A 15,856-nucleotide genomic window follows, 5' to 3' on the forward strand; every position below is an offset into this window, starting at 1 on the left:
ATTAAATAATGATAGATATATGAAATTCAAATTATATAAACCGCTTGCGTTGTGTGTCCTGTTAATGGGATTGACAGCATGCCATGATTTTGAAGAATTGAATACCAATCCTTATGCACCGGTATATAACCCGGAAGTGATAGGAGCCACTCCCGATGGCATTGATATTGACTACGAACTGTCTGAAAGTGCACTACAAAGTCTTCAAGGCACTGAAAGTGCAATTGGTTCTGTGTTTGCTAACTTTACTTATGAAGGTGTGTACAATGACTATCAAGTAACAACTAATCTTACTCACGATTTTTATGCCGCTTACTTCGCAAATAATGTTAGTGGTTTCGTTACAGATTCTCCGACATATCGTTATAGAGATGATTGGTCTAAAAAACGTTGGGAACACTTCTATGATAACCGTACAGTAGAAGAATACAGTCAGCTGATCAAGACCTTCTGGTTCTGTGGTAAAGAGCGTTATCACAATGCATTTTATATTACCCGTATTTACTACGCATTTCTTCTTTCTATGCTAACAGATACTTATGGTGCAGTGCCTGTAGAATATTACGTGAAAGGTGCAATGCCAACAGACGAGAAAGTGAAGTATATGGATCAGAAGGATGTATACGACACTATTTTCAAATTACTTGATCAGGCTATTACAAAGTTGCACAATACTCCGGCAACTTCACAATATAGCTTAGGCGAAAATGACAAATGTTATGCGGGTGATAAAGAGAAATGGTTGCGTTTTGCTAATACGTTACGTTTGCGTCTGGCTCTCCGTATCTCTAATGTAGCTCCGGAAGTTGCTCAAGAACAAGGAAAGAAAGCACTAGAGGATCCTTCCGGTCTTATGCAAAGTGATGATGACAATATGAAACAAACACCTAAATATTCATATATAACAGGTGGTAATGAAAATATCTACACATTGTTATATAACTGGAGTGCTAATGTTGTATTGTCTAAAGAAATGGAAATTGCCTACAAAGAGCAATCAAATATCTTAGACCCCCGTTGCGAAATCTTATGGTGGAGACCTACGGCACTTGATGATTTAAATCAAGACGAACCCAAAGAATCGGATAAAGACTTTAATGGTTGTGAAAATGGAGAAACAGCGTTAGGTGGAAGTTACACTACTATTTACTCACCAAGCCGCGTATTTATCAAACAAGACCAACGGAAGTTGGATCGTAAGCATTGGTGGTGTTACGGACGCGAAATCATATGGTTAGGATACTCGGAAAGTTTGTTCCTGCGTGCTGAAGCAGCTCTACGTAAATGGAGTGCAGAAGATCCTAAAGATTTATATAAAAAGGGAATAGAAGCTTCATTCAGTTATTACCAGATCGGAGCAGATAAAGAAGGACAAGACAAGATTGAAGAATATATGAACAATCTTAAAGGTCTGGAGGCTTTCGACGGTACTGATAAAGAAGCACAACTTGAGCAAATTATTACCCAGAAATGGATCGCTGTTTACCCGAATGGAAATGAAGGTTGGGCTGAATTCCGTCGTACAGATTATCCAAGATTTATGAAAACTCCTAAGAATGGAAACAATTCGGGTGGAGAAGTGCCTAACGGCAAGTTCATCAAACGCTTGAGATATCCGGACAGCGAGTCTTCCAATCCCAATCGTCCCAAAGACGTAGATACACAGGGAACACGTCTGTGGTGGGATATTGCCGACACTAATAATGCCTCAGGAATATATCAGACGCCAAACAACTTCCAATAATATTTAATAATAAAAAAGCGGCTTAATTCATTTAAGCCGCTTTTTTATTATTAAATATTTATCAGTGATATTTCTACCAAGACTTCATTAAGTTATTGTGCTTGAAGACGTTAATAGGATTATTCTACTCTATTTGTTTCTTTGGATAGTTCACTAAATATAAAGTCTTCGTAGCTCTTGTAAACGCTGTATACAACCAACGGAAATAATCAGGAGTCAGATACTCATCCGTCATATACCCTGATCTAAAAATACATTCTGCCATTGTCCACCCTGAGCTTTATGGCAAGTTACCGCATACGCATATTTCACTTGCAAAGCATTATAATGCGGATCAGCCTTCATCTTTTTCATCCGTTCTTGTTTTAAAGAGATATCTGCATAATCTTCAAGTATCGTATAGAACAGACGGTCGTTTTCTGCCTTAGGTAAAGCAGGTGTATCCGAATGCAACGTATCCAATAACAGGTTAGCATCTAACTCAAAATCATTTTGATCCGGAAATCTCAGAGTAACTTCAGCAAAACGGAAACCATATAACTCACGCGTTCGACGAACACGCCGTACAACCGCAAGTTCCCCATTTGCTATAAAATCCATCTCCTTATACTGCTCTGTCCAATAATAATTATTCTTTGCCACCATCAGTAAATCCCCTGTATTCAATTCATCTTCCCTCCAAAGAATTTGAGCACGAATACCATTATTATATAGGTTTGCACGTTTATTAGAACGACAAATTACAATCGTTTCATCCATACCGTCACGTTCGTAACAATTCGTCAATTCATCAATTAACTCGGTTCCGGGTAATACCTTTATATCAGGAAAACCCTTCACCTTTATTTTAGGTAAAGAGTAGCATTTATCCTCCATAATCAATTGACGCAATTGAGTTGCGTTCCAAAGAATTCCCGACTTCTGCACCTGACGAACCACTTGTGTTAGGTTTACCTCACGTACTTCCAAACCATATCCTTTCAAAGCATCTGCAAAAAGTGCGGGACTCAACTCCTCACCTATAGGTGGTAACTGTGCAGTATCTCCCATCAATAACAATCGACAACCTTCACCTGAATACACAAACTGTATCAAATCATCCAATAATCTGCCTGTACCGAACATATTACCCGATAAACCTTCATTGGAAATCATGGAAGCTTCATCTACAATAAAAAGAGTATTTGTAGTAAGATTATCATTTATTGAAAAATTAGTCATCTCATTAGAAAAAGAACGCTGACGATATATTTTCTTATGAATTGTGAATGCTGAATGACCTGCGTACGCTGAAAAAACTTTAGCAGCACGTCCCGTTGGAGCAAGCAATACGGACTTCTGTTCCAGCTTGTCCAGTGTTTTGACCAATGCTCCTACCAAAGATGTTTTACCAGTTCCTGCATATCCACGAAGAATAAAAACCTCCCCACTTATTGTGGAAAGTAAAAACTCTGAAAGAGATTTTACAGCTATTTCCTGCTCAAAAGTTGGTTGATAAGAAAAATTTTCCTTAATTTGCCTTTCTAAATAGTTATTTATCATTTTTGTACGAGAAAAAAGTTCCCGGAACTATCGTATTTAAATTAATTTATTCTATTTTTGCGATGCGAATATAACAACTAAAAAACATAATTTATCATGAAAACTGTATTTAATATTGTATTAGGGCTCTGCGTGATTGCATTGATCTATATCTGCTACAACAGCATTATGGGTCCTATCAATTTTGAAAATGCCCAAAAAACAAGAGAAGACGCAGTCATTGAACGCTTGGTAGCTATCCGCAAGGCGCAACAAGAATACAAAACTGTACACCGCGGACGCTATGCCGATAAATTCGACGTATTGATTGACTTCGTGAAAACACAGAAATTACCATTCGTTAGAAAAGAAGGAGAATTGACAGACAAACAATTGGAAGACGGAATGACTGAAAAGAGAGCTATGGAAATTATTACCAGAGCTAATAAGACAGGCCGCTACGACGAAGTAAAAAGATGGGGATTGGAAAATTTCAAACGTGATACAATGTGGGTAGCTATGATAGATACTATCTATCCTAAAGGTTTTAACGCTGATTCTATGAGATTTGTACCTTATGGTAATGGAGCCGAATTTGAACTTATCGTAAGAAACGATACTACTAAATCCGGTGCTGCTGTTTGTTTGTACGAAGTAAAAACTCCATATGAAGTTTATCTTAATGGGCTTGACAAACAGGAAATTATCAATCTGAAAGACTTGGATAACCAAACTGGTAGATATTCAGGTTTGATGATTGGATCTATAGACATGCCAAACAATGGTGCTGGAAACTGGGAATAATGATTGATTTGACTAAATCAAAACAATATACTTTATCCATCCGTCTTAGTACGGATGGATTTTCTTTTTCTATCTACAATCCGATAAACGAAGATCCACTATCACTAATTGAAAAAGAGATAGATACATCCATATCTCTCACAGCCAATCTGAAAAACATCTTTCACGAATCAGACTTTTTAAGTTACTCCTATAAAAGAGTAAATATAATAATGGCAAGCAAACGTTTCACAATAGTGCCATTAGATTTCTTTGATGAAGAGCAAAGTGAACTGTTATTTTATCACAATCATTCCAAAAAGGAGAATGAAACCATTACTTACAATATTCTGAAAAAAAATAATATAGTTATCATTTTCGGAATTGACAAAAGCACATATGCTTTTTTAAACGAACAATATCCGGAAGCACGTTTCTATTCCCAAGCTACCCCGCTCATTGAATATTTATCCATTAAAAGCAGATTAGGAAACAGTAAAAAGATGTATGCTACTTTCCGTAAAGATACTATTGATATTTATTGCTTTGAAAGAGGACATTTATTGTTAGCAAACTCTTTTAGCTGTACGCATACCGAAGACAGTATCTATTATTTATTATATGTCTGGAAACAAATGGAGTTCAATCAGGAACGGGATGAATTACATCTAACAGGGATATTATCCGATAAAGAAATCCTAATGAACGAATTAAAAAAATTCATTCTACAGGTATTTATTATGAACCCAGCTTCTAATATCGACATTCAAGCCTTATTATCATGCGAGTAATCAGCGGAATTTATAAACGAAGAAGATTTGATGTGCCACGAACTTTTAAAGCACGTCCCACTACAGATTTTGCCAAAGAGAATCTGTTTAATGTACTCAACAATTATATTGATTTCGAAGATGGGGTGATAGCCCTTGATTTGTTTGCCGGCACTGGTAGTATCAGTATAGAATTGGTATCCAGAGGCTGTGATCGTGTCATCAGTATAGAAAAAGACCCGGCGCACTATTCATTCATATGCAAAATAATGAATGAAGTACAAACAGATAAATGCTTGCCTATTCGCGGAGATGTATTCAAATTTATCAATAACAGTCGTGAGAAGTTTGATTTCATTTTTGCAGATCCTCCTTATGCCTTAAAAGATTTAGCCTCCATACCCGAACTAATATTCCAAAATGAATTGCTCAAAGAAGACGGCTTATTCGTTCTGGAACATGGAAAAGAAAACAACTTTGAAGATAACCCACATTTCATAGAAAGAAGAATCTACGGAAGCGTAAATTTTTCTTTATTCCGATAAAACATACTTATCCCATTAAAGCAGCGGAGCCAATAAACGAACAACAGACTCTGCTGCCTTTTGTCTCCATGAACGTTTTACCCAATTCTTCAAGAATATTTGCGTGCTTTCCCGCTGGTCTTGGAGAAATATTTCCTTCATTTCAAGTGCTGTATTCATATCATACATAAAAGCATTCACTTCAAAATTATGTTCGAAGCTACGAAAATCAACATTCGTAGAACCTACCGTAGATAGCATATCATCCGAAACCATCAATTTGGAATGTAAGAAACCTTTTTGATAAAAATAAACTTTAACTCCTGCCTGCAATACATCTGCTAAGTATGAGTGTGATCCCAGATGAGTAATCCGGTTATCTGCACGTTCCGGTAACATCAAACGAACATCTACTCCAGCCAATGCCACTGCCTGCATTGCTGCTAAAATCTGTTCTGTTGGCAAGAAATAAGGGGTCTGTATATAGAAATACTTTTTAGCTCCGGAAATAGCCATAGTCAATCCTTGCATTATTTCTTTCCACGGTCCGATAGGTTCACTTGTAACAGTTTGTACTAACGTATTTCCGCAAGCTTCTATCTTTGGAAAATAACGGGAAGCAGTAATCAACGTACGATCCACAAAATACCAATCGAGTAAAAATGCAGTCTGCAATCCATGTACAGCCTTCCCTTCTAATAGAATATGAGTATCACGCCAGATTCCCCAAGAGAAACCACGCATATAGCGTTCCGCCAGATTCATTCCTCCTACAAATCCCACACGCCCGTCAATAACAACTATTTTTCTATGGTTCCGATAATTAACTCTGCTGGTAAATAAGGGGAAACGCACTTTTAAGAAACTTCTGACTTCAATCCCTGCGTTGCGCATTTCCTCAAAAAAGCGATTAGGTACATGCCAGCAACCAACATCGTCATAAATAACTCGTATCTCGACCCCCTGTGCTGCTTTTTCTATAAGCACATCCCTGACTAAACGTCCTATAGCATCATCCTCAAAGATGTAATATTCCATATGGATATGCTGCTTTGCCTTATGGAGTTCACGCAACAATGATTGTAGTTTGGTATATCCCTCAGTATAAACAGCTACCCTATTACCTTCAAACGGGAAAGCTTGATTAGTATGTTGAAAAAGCTGAATAAGACGGATATATTCATTGGGAATATCAGAACAATCCTGAGCTAGATATTCTGCCATCGGTTTCTTTAAAAGACGATTATAGCTCTTTTGACCAATAATACGTTCCCGACGCTGGCTTCTGCCAAAAAAGATATAGAAAACGAGTCCTACAACAGGAAGAAAAAGTAATATAAGTATCCATGCCATAGTCTTCACCGGATTCCGGTTGTCGAGAATGATAATGACAATCGTACCGATAATGGCCCCGAAATAGACAATATCGAAAGCCACTGTTGCTACCTGGCTTACTATATAGTTCCAATCAATCATAAAAATCTCCTTTCTATACGGATACAAAGCAACAAATATAAAAGAATTTATCGGATAAACAAAAAAGTCCCGATGACAACTCATATCATCATCGGGACTTACTGACTATTTAATCTATAAAATCATATTCTCCTAGTAGCGCATTGGTCTCATTCCTCCACCAAAGCCATGGCCACCTCCTCTATTACCATCATAGCCACGTTTCCCACCTCTATTATTTGCCATCTTTCCTCCTAATGTATTAAAACGATAGACAAAATGTACCATGAAATAACTGCCCAAAGTATTATATTCAGTATCACTCATCATTGTTTCACTAATAGAACGTGTTAAACTACTTTGTTGTTTCAAAATATCATATATTTTAAAGCGAAGCGTTGCTGCATTATTCTTTAAAAAGCTTTTTGAGATTTGCGCATTCCACATTACCTCATTATTATTTAATCCACCGGTATATCCATTTTTGAATCGACAATTAACATCTGTAGAAATAGCAACCTGCCATGGTAAATTGACATTCGTACTTCCTCCGACATAATAGTCAAATGTTTCGCGGTTACTATTTTCCTGTTTACTATTTCTAACCAGATTATAATTTACTGAACCATTTAATGATACATCAAACATCTCACTGCGATAACGCCCCACAAGTCTTTCTCTTAAGTCCAAACTATGGGTTGTACTCAATTCCTGCTCGGATTTTTTCACATCTCCCACACTTGTATAGCTTACAGCATCGCTATACCCCACAACTGAAGTAGACAAAATCGTGAACTTCTGATTCTTCAGAGGAGTATTAAAATTAAAGAATCCTTGAGTCCGCCAATTACCGTTTACATTTTCTTTCTTATAAATACGAGCGCCAGTCTGAGGATCATACGTCATCTTATTAGCAACCGAATTCAAGGTATTCGAATAGCTCACATCCAACGTATAGCTACGCATAGCTTCCGGAATAAACCGTCTGTAGTTTAAATTAAAGTTACTATTGAAAGAAGGTTTCAAATTGGGATTACCATATCTAAGATTCATAGGATCGGTAATATCAATCACATCTTGCAAATCTTCGATATTCGGAGTACTACTTCTTCCATTATAGCGAAACATCAACACGTGTTGTTTAGTAAACATATACCTGAACATCATTGAAGGTGACCAATTCAACACATTTTGTTCAGGAAGATTCTTTTTGTAATTTGGTCCAATCGTTGTTTTACTTAAAGAAGATTGTGGAGTAAGCCCTACACCTACATCATAAAACATCTTTGCATACACACCACGAATGGAGAGACTAGCCGTATGAGTATCATAGAAGTTCTCAACTCGTGTACTCAAATCATTATCATATCCGCGTTCCAAATATTCGGGATAAGGATATTTGTTAATACTATCATATACTAATGATTGCGATAACTGCTTACGGTGAGCAAACTCGTAACGTAATTGGAGAAAATGATTCTTGAAAACAGGCTCTGTATAAGATGCAGATACACTCCAGTTACGGCTATCACTATTCCGGTCGGTATAACGAGCAATATCCGAAATACTATCCAATTCAAAAAATTGAGTCTGTGAATCAGAATAACCGTCCGATTCGCTATCACTATACCCGAAACGTGCACCCAAAGACAAATTTCTACCTTTATTGTTCAAACGACGAAATGCCATCAAACTTCCATTAAAAGACCAATTATACCCATCCGAAGAAGAAGTCGATTCCCTCTCATTGACAGGATTATGAGAATTATTATCCGTTCGCGACCAAGAACTACTGCTTGTTTCTGTTTGCGAATAGCTACCATTTGGACGGAAAATAATAGTAGTCAATGTATCCGGCCGCCATTCCATACGAAAATCAATCCGGAGATCATGTCTGTCACGATTCGATAAGTTTTTACTCTGTCCAAAAGAAGACGCTTCTCCTAAGAAGGTTTCAGAAGAACTCGTACGACGTGCATCATTATTAGAATGTCCATACTGCACATTTCCTCCTACCTGCATTTTAGTCGTTTCTTTGGCATAAGTAACACCAAGCAATTGAGAAGTCGTAATACCAGAACCAGCATTACCACCACCAAGTCCCTGACCGGCATCTCCAAATTCTGAAAATCCTTGATTATTTGTATTATTAGCAGAAGCTATAACGGAAATATTCGAATCATCCTTAAAACGACTAACCATCCCTCCTCCTTCATAACGATCTTTGTTACCATAACCGGCAATCAGGTTACTAATTATACCATTTTTCATTCCCTTCTTAACAGTAAGGTCTAAAACTGATTCTTCGTTTCCATCGTCAATACCAGTAATACGTGCCATATCACTTTTTTTATCATATGACTTCACTTTATCAACAATATTTGCAGGGAGATTTTTCATTGACACCTTCGGGTCATCGGAGAAAAACTCTTTCCCATCCACCATGATTTTCTTGATTTCTTTACCATTGATAGTGATTTTTCCATCATCACTGACTTCAGCCCCCGGAATCTTCTTCACCAGTTCTTCCAACATCGCTCCCTCCGGAACAGGATAAGCCGCAGCAGAATACTCCGTTGTATCCCCCTTTACAATAACAGGCGGAACTTCTGCTGTAACCACTGCTTCCTTTAACATCACAGCATCTGGTTCCAAAGAAATATTTCCTACTTGTTTATCAGAAACGTTATCAGTCAATTGTATAGGAAGGAATTTAGTACGAAAACCTATAAAGGAGACTTTTAATAAATATTTTCCAGCTTTCACTTTAGGAAGAGTAAACCATCCTTTATCGCTACTTGCTACACCGGCAGCATAAGTACTATCCGGCAGACTCAACAACTGAACCGTAGCTTGTGCTGCCGGCTCTTCCGAGTCAGATTCCATGACACGTCCCGAAACAGAGATCAACTTATTTTGGGCAAAAATAGAGATGGTGCAAAGTAACATCAGCACCATAAAAGCTGAAACTTTCTTCATTTACCTTATTTACGATTTAGTAGTAATACACAATGTCTTTTTGACAAATTGAATCGTAAAAGGTTTAATTTAAATAAAAGCTATCTCTTAAATAATCGATCAACTACCGCTTTTTTTAGACCAAACTCCAAACAAAGCACATTAAATATCAAAAAAGTCAGAAAAGAGGAAGTATCTACATTGATAACATCTTTTTGGAGAACACGCCATAGCATACTTCCAAAAACAAAAAGAAATGTTAGAAAGATAGCATTGCGAACTGCTGTATTACGAATCTGTTCAGTTTCACGACTCTCATTTTTATTCAATGCAAATATTATCATTAAGCATCCTGCCATCATTAACAACTTTGTACATTCTTTATAAAATAAGAGATTCTGATCATTGACCATCCCATTCATATATAATACAGGAAGTATAAATAAAGAGATTATAAGAACAAGATATCCCAAAGGACGACTGAATACTGGTAGTAATGCTTTCATAAATTCTATGTTTTAATGAGACAAAAGTAAGTAAAAAAAATATTTTATATACATTTGCAGCAAGAAAAAGCTAAAGAATCATGAGTAAACAAGAAGTTATTCTCTGCGAAAGCCTGGAAACAAGTCTCGATCGTGCCATAAAAAAATGTCCGCACGACAAGTTATTCATTCTCACAGACGAGCATACACAACAATTATGTCTCCCTGCTTTAAAAGAAATATCTTATCTCAAAGATGCGATTGAAATCTGTATCGGTCCCGAGGATGTACATAAAACATTAGACACATTAGCTTCCGTATGGATGACGCTAAGTGAAAAGGGAGCTACCCGCCATTCATTACTTATCAATTTGGGAGGAGGAATGGTCACAGACTTGGGAGGCTTCGCAGCTGCTACATTCAAACGTGGAATTTCTTATATAAATATTCCCACTACATTGTTAGCCATGGTAGATGCTTCTGTAGGAGGTAAAACAGGCATAAACTTCAACGGACTGAAAAATGAAATCGGCTCATTTGCTCCGGCAGACTGTGTTTTGATTGAAACAGAATTCTTAAGAAGTCTCGATGCACACAATTTTTTCTCCGGATATGCTGAAATGCTGAAACACGGATTGATCAGCAATAAAGCTCATTGGGCTGAATTATTAAATTTTGATACCTCTACTATTGACTATTCTTATCTAAAACAATTAGTCGGTCAATCTGTACAAGTAAAAGAAGACATCGTGGAACAAGATCCTCTTGAACATGGCATACGTAAAGCTTTGAATCTGGGACATACCGTAGGACATGCTTTCGAGAGTTTAGCTTTAGCAGAAAATCGTCCGGTCTTGCATGGTTATGCTGTGGTATGGGGAATTGTCTGTGAATTATATCTTTCGCATCTTAAAATCGGGTTTCCTAAAAACACGATGAGGCAGACAATCCAATTTATCAAAGAAAACTATGGAGCGTTCACATTCGACTGCAAGCAATATGAACGGCTGTATGCATTTATGACACATGATAAAAAGAATACTTCAGACACTATCAATTTCACTTTGCTGAAAGACATCGGAGATATTTGTATAAACCAAACAACAAATAAAGATACGATTTTCGAAATGTTGGATTTCTATCGTGAATGTATGGGAATCTGAATAAATAAAAAGAACAAAGGAGCAGATCTTGCATTATGCCTTACTGCTCCTTTGATTTATATCTAATCTTATCTACTTTAAGCAAGCTTATAATATAAGAATTTCTTTCATTATTTGAGAACCTCTCCCGTTCCGTCCAAATTTGCTATCCGATATTGTGACAATGACATTCCCGTATGTTTCCTAAAGAAACGTCCCAAAGACGATTGATTAGCAAAGTTTGTCTTAAGAGCTATTTCCTGAACATTCAAATTTGTATTCTTTAGCAAAGCTTTTATCTCTAATATGATATATTCTATGATCCAGTCTTTAGCAGATTTTCCACTAGTCTCTTTTATAACCATCGATAGATATTTAGAGGTAATGCACAATTTATCAGCATAAAAAGCTACATCTTTATTTTCCCTGAAATGTTCCATGATTAGTGCAAAAAACTTATTAGTTAATTCCTCTTTGCGAGTTTCTTGTCTATTTCCCAGAAATAAAGTTTCCTGTTTCTGAAAATAGTTATATAACTCCAAATACAAATACCTTATTAAATGAGTAATCAATTCACGCCTATATAAATCACTTGAAGTTATCTTTTCTTTCACCAATCCAAAAAAATTAAATAGGCGCTGAATATCAGTTTCAGATTGACGATAAACAAAATGACTTCTCATGTAAAAAAAGAAATGAGGAGAAAATAAAGGCACACCAGATAGAGCATCACTATGCAAAGAAAGTGAGATTACCAATGTAATAGTTTGAAAATCGGCACTTACTTCATTAATAGACACATATTGTCCTGGAAACAAAATCATTAACTCTTTGGGCATTATCCAATGCATGCTGTCATGCACATGAATCTGCGCTTTTCCCTTAAAACAATATACAATCATAGCAGATTGTATACTTGATGGATAAGGAGTTAAAGGAAGATATTTCAAATTTTCGTAATATCTTAAATCATCACCCAAGATATAGGTTTCTAATGTTTCACTCTTTTTACTATACAGCATTTATCGAATTCAATAAAACTTTGCACAAAAATATAATATACCAATTTAGCTCACATCATATATGGAAATATGGTATTGCATTAAAGAAGTTAAGCCCCCATAATTTACATTATTTTATAAACAGGAGTTTTTCGAGTTAGTTTAATAAAAAGTTTATTATTTAGATTTATTACAAATAACACAGCAATATATTTCATTAGAATAAAATAGAAGCAAAGTTTAAAGATATCTATTTCTTATACAAAAAAAACTTTTATTTTCTTTCTAGAGTATTTTTCTGACCTTTGTGTCAAAAATGTAATCAAAAAAATCATTATTCTTACATACAAGACCTAAAGATCCGCTATTTTTGCAACCAACATATTAAAAGTTGATATGTTGAAACCTAAATTATGATACGAACAATAATTATTAAATGATTATTAAAGCAAACACATAATAATAATTGAAATGAAAAAATTCTTTTTATGCACCGCATTAGCACTTTCCGTACTACAATTTGCATCTGCTCAAAAGCAAGATACATGTAAGCCAATAAATCTTATTTGTGACCATCTGGTAAAACCTTTGGGAATAGACAATCCCAGTCCCAGATTATCGTGGATGCTGGACGATTCACGAAAAGGAGCACGACAAACTGCTTATCAAATAGTGGTAGGATGTGATTCTTTGGAAGTAGTTAATGGAAAGGGGAAAGTATGGGATACGGGAAAGAAAAACTCGGATGATATCCTGATTAATTATTCGGGGCAAGCACTTCAACCTTTTACTAAGTATTATTGGAAAGTGAATGTTTGGGACAAAGACGGTGTAAATTCCTCTTCGGACATCAGTTGTTTCGAAACAGGAATGATGGAAATGAAAAACTGGCAAGGTGCATGGATTGGGGATAACAGGGACATTGACTACAAGCCGGCTCCCTATTTCCGCAAAACATTTGAAGCTAAGAAAAAGATTAAATCAGCCAGAGCATATATTGCTGTGGCAGGTTTATACGAATTATACCTGAATGGAACCAAAATAGGTAATCATCGCTTAGATCCTTTATATACCCGCTTTGATAGAAGAAACTTCTATGTAACGTATGATGTAACTGCTCAATTGCAACAAGGTAAAAATGCGATAGGAGTTTTGCTGGGTAATGGTTGGTACAATCATCAGTCCATGGCAGTATGGGATTTCCACCGTGCCCCATGGCGTAACCGCCCTACTTTTTGCATGGACTTACGAATTACTTATGAAGATGGTACTGTAGAAGTTATTCCTACTGAAAGAGACTGGAAAACATCATCGGGCGCTTTGATCTTCAATAGTATTTATACGGCCGAGCATTACGATGCTCGTTTGGAACAAAAAGATTGGAGTACAGCAAATTTCGATGATTCAAAATGGCATGGTGTAGGCTACAGAGGAGTACCTTCTCTAAATGTAGTCTCTCAACAAGTACAACCCATTCGTGCTGTGGAGACAATCCCGGTAAAAACTCTCAAGAAGTTTAATGATTCTACGTATGTATTCGACTTCGCTAGAAATATGGCAGGAGTTACTCGTATAAAAGTATCTGGAGAAGAAGGCACAATTGTGAGAATTAAACATGGAGAACGCATATATGATAACGGCCGAGTGAATACATCAAATATTGATGTGTACCATCGTCCGATAGATGATTCAGACCCATTCCAAACGGATATTCTCATCTTGAGTGGAAAAGGAGAAGATGAGTTTATGGCTAGATTCAATTACAAAGGTTTCAGATATGTCGAAGTGACAAGTAACAAACCGATCACATTAAATGAAAACAGCCTGACTGCGTATTTTACCCATAGCGATGTACCTCAAAAAGGAGAAATCAACACTTCTAACACGCTTATCAACCGTTTATGGTGGGCGACTAATAATGCTTATTTATCCAATTTGATGGGATATCCAACCGATTGTCCCCAACGAGAAAAGAATGGATGGACTGGTGACGGACATTTTGCCATTGAAACGGCATTGTATAATTATGATGGTATTACCGTTTATGAGAAATGGTTGGCAGATCATCGGGATGAGCAGCAGCCTAATGGTGTATTACCCGATATTATACCAACCGGAGGTTGGGGATATGGAACAGACAACGGATTGGACTGGACCAGTACAATTGCAATCATTCCATGGAATATTTACATGTTTTATGGTGACAGTAAATTATTAGCAGACTGTTATGAGAACATCAAACGGTATGTGAACTACGTTGATCGTACAAGTCCGAACGGATTAACTTCATGGGGTAGAGGTGACTGGGTGCCTGTAAAATCAGGTTCCTCAAAAGAATTGACTTCATCTGTCTACTTTTATGTTGATACTAAAATTCTTGCCAATGCTGCAAAACTATTTAATAAGCAAGAAGACTATACATATTATACTGCACTAACTGAAAAAATTAAAAATGCAATCAATGCTAAATTTCTGAATCAAGATACAGGTATATATGCCAGCGGTGTTCAAACGGAATTAAGTGTACCTCTGATGTGGGGAATTGTTCCTGAAGATGTAAAGAAGAAAGTAGTTAAGAACCTAGCGAAGAAAGTAGAAGAAGCAGGTTTCCATCTGGATGTAGGCGTATTGGGAGCAAAAGCCATTCTGAATGCATTAAGTGAAAATGGAGAAGCGGAAACTGCTTATAAAGTGGCCGCACAAGATACATACCCATCATGGGGATGTTGGATAGCTAACGGAGCTACTACGTTGCTTGAAAACTGGGATTTAAAAGCTACACGAGACATTTCGGATAATCACATGATGTTTGGTGAAATCGGTGGATGGTTTTATAAGGGTTTAGGAGGTATTTTCCCTGATCCACAGAAACCCGGATTCAAACATATTCTTCTTCGTCCTAATTTCCCGACTGGGTTAAATCAGTTTGAAGCAAAACACCAGTCACCCTACGGCGAGATTTGTTCGAAATGGGAACGTAAGAAAAATATCATCCTTTATACAATTAAGGTGCCAGCTAACAGTAGTGCAACTCTTTATTTACCAGATAATATAAAAGGGGAAGAACGTACAATAGAATTGGAAGCCGGAGAATACAATTTTAAGTTCAAATTAAAATAGAATGATTGAAGTCTCATAATTGCATACTAAGACTTATTTTATAATTAGTTAATTACAATATGGAGGGCACTTAAAACATTATTTAAGTTGCCCTCTTTATAAACACGCCACGCTTTATCCAGACTTGATATCTTTTATAGTGCAAATTACTATTTCCATAAGAAGAAATATCAATTAAAACTCTGAATATAAATTATTTATTTAAAACTTATCGAGAATATCCTCAGAATCATAAAGTCTGCTTCCTAAATATTAACAGTTAGTTGATATGTAAAATATTAATAGTTGAGAAATAGAGCATTAATACCTGAGATGTAGACTATTAATAGCCTACAAATGGGTAAATAATATCT

At 36.4% G+C, this 15,856-nt stretch carries 10 protein-coding genes and 1 pseudogene; 6 read left to right on the top strand and 5 right to left on the bottom strand.

The genetic code is table 11. The annotated features are described in order from the left end of the window. Positions 1-19 precede the first annotated feature (19 nt). Positions 20-1,744, top strand: coding sequence for a SusD/RagB family nutrient-binding outer membrane lipoprotein (locus JCM17102_RS08435; protein ID WP_025074786.1), 1,725 nt, complete (start codon positions 20-22; stop codon positions 1,742-1,744). Positions 1,745-1,868: 124 nt separating this feature from the next. Here the strand turns inward: JCM17102_RS08435 and JCM17102_RS26815 are convergent. Next, positions 1,869-3,286 (bottom strand): annotated as a pseudogene (locus tag JCM17102_RS26815) (ATP-dependent DNA helicase). Positions 3,287-3,382: 96 nt separating this feature from the next. Here JCM17102_RS26815 and JCM17102_RS08445 point away from each other — a divergent pair. From JCM17102_RS08445 to JCM17102_RS08455, 3 genes are read left to right on the top strand one after another with little or no spacing between them, the layout of a single operon-like run. Further along, positions 3,383-4,069 (top strand): hypothetical protein, encoded by a 687-nt coding sequence (locus JCM17102_RS08445; RefSeq protein WP_025074787.1) that lies wholly within the window; start codon positions 3,383-3,385, stop codon positions 4,067-4,069. Next, positions 4,069-4,839, top strand: a complete 771-nt coding sequence (locus tag JCM17102_RS08450; protein WP_025074788.1) for a DUF3822 family protein — start codon at positions 4,069-4,071, stop codon at positions 4,837-4,839. The genes JCM17102_RS08445 and JCM17102_RS08450 overlap by 1 nt, the downstream gene beginning before the upstream one ends. Further along, on the top strand, positions 4,830-5,363 hold the full coding sequence (locus tag JCM17102_RS08455; protein WP_025074789.1) for an RsmD family RNA methyltransferase: 534 nt from the start codon (positions 4,830-4,832) through the stop codon (positions 5,361-5,363). Before JCM17102_RS08450 ends, JCM17102_RS08455 begins: the two co-directional genes overlap by 10 nt. A 15-nt stretch (positions 5,364-5,378) precedes the next feature. Here JCM17102_RS08455 and cls read toward each other — a convergent pair whose 3' ends face one another. The 3 genes from cls to JCM17102_RS08470 all read right to left on the bottom strand — a co-directional run bounded on the left by cls (position 5,379) and on the right by JCM17102_RS08470 (position 10,261). Continuing rightward, the gene (gene cls / locus JCM17102_RS08460) at positions 5,379-6,818 is read right to left on the bottom strand and encodes a cardiolipin synthase (RefSeq protein WP_025074790.1); all 1,440 of its coding nucleotides are present in this window, start codon (positions 6,816-6,818) and stop codon (positions 5,379-5,381) included. Between the two features lie 132 nt (positions 6,819-6,950). Then, positions 6,951-9,776 (bottom strand): TonB-dependent receptor, encoded by a 2,826-nt coding sequence (locus JCM17102_RS08465; RefSeq protein ID WP_025074791.1) that lies wholly within the window; start codon positions 9,774-9,776, stop codon positions 6,951-6,953. 80 nt (positions 9,777-9,856) lie between these two features. Next, positions 9,857-10,261: a hypothetical protein gene (locus JCM17102_RS08470; protein WP_025074792.1), complete on the bottom strand. Its 405-nt coding sequence runs from the start codon at positions 10,259-10,261 to the stop codon at positions 9,857-9,859. A gap of 80 nt (positions 10,262-10,341) precedes the next feature. On the opposite strand from JCM17102_RS08470, the gene aroB reads away from it, so the two are divergent. Next, positions 10,342-11,403, top strand: coding sequence for a 3-dehydroquinate synthase (aroB, locus tag JCM17102_RS08475; protein ID WP_025074793.1), 1,062 nt, complete (start codon positions 10,342-10,344; stop codon positions 11,401-11,403). 110 nt (positions 11,404-11,513) lie between these two features. On the opposite strand, the gene JCM17102_RS08480 is transcribed toward aroB, so the two are convergent. After that, positions 11,514-12,404: a helix-turn-helix domain-containing protein gene (locus JCM17102_RS08480; protein WP_025074794.1), complete on the bottom strand. Its 891-nt coding sequence runs from the start codon at positions 12,402-12,404 to the stop codon at positions 11,514-11,516. Between the two features lie 450 nt (positions 12,405-12,854). On the opposite strand from JCM17102_RS08480, the gene JCM17102_RS08485 reads away from it, so the two are divergent. Then, complete coding sequence (locus JCM17102_RS08485; RefSeq protein ID WP_025074795.1) at positions 12,855-15,503, top strand: glycoside hydrolase family 78 protein; 2,649 nt, start codon at positions 12,855-12,857, stop codon at positions 15,501-15,503. The last annotated feature ends 353 nt before the right edge of the window (positions 15,504-15,856 follow it).

Source organism: Bacteroides faecichinchillae JCM 17102, assembly GCF_000614145.1.
Classification (GTDB): domain Bacteria; phylum Bacteroidota; class Bacteroidia; order Bacteroidales; family Bacteroidaceae; genus Bacteroides; species Bacteroides faecichinchillae.